Origin of the sequence: Commensalibacter sp. M0355 (assembly GCF_016101365.1) — a bacterium.
GTDB classification, from domain to species: domain Bacteria; phylum Pseudomonadota; class Alphaproteobacteria; order Acetobacterales; family Acetobacteraceae; genus Commensalibacter; species Commensalibacter melissae.
Window position 1 is genome coordinate 1 of record NZ_JACFQQ010000014.1, and the last position, 338, is coordinate 338.

Annotated in this window: 1 protein-coding gene; it reads right to left on the reverse strand. The window is 44.1% G+C overall.

Annotated features, from left to right (window positions below; genetic code table 11):
- Positions 1-338: hypothetical protein (locus H3T44_RS09050; protein WP_198196977.1), on the reverse strand; the 338-nt coding region annotated here is incomplete at both ends.

Genomic DNA, 338 nt, shown 5'->3' on the forward strand with positions numbered 1-338 from the left:
CATTCATCCATCCTGACACGTCATCTCTGATCCATAGATGGATCATCTTGCTGATGTTCGTCTTGCCATCGGATTTCTCGATACCATACATATTGATATTGCCGTTTACCTTCTGGTCATTGGTTGTAATCGTGTCGCAGTTTATGGATTCGTTGATCTGGAGATCATTGCATGTTAATTTTCCCATATTGCTGAGACGGAAATAGCTGGTTATCCCACCACCCTGCACACCGACAACAATGTTGGTTACCAGACCGATTATCTCCTCGACATTCATCCATCCTGACACGTCATCTCTGATCCATAGATGGATCATCTTGCTGATGTTCGTCTTGCCA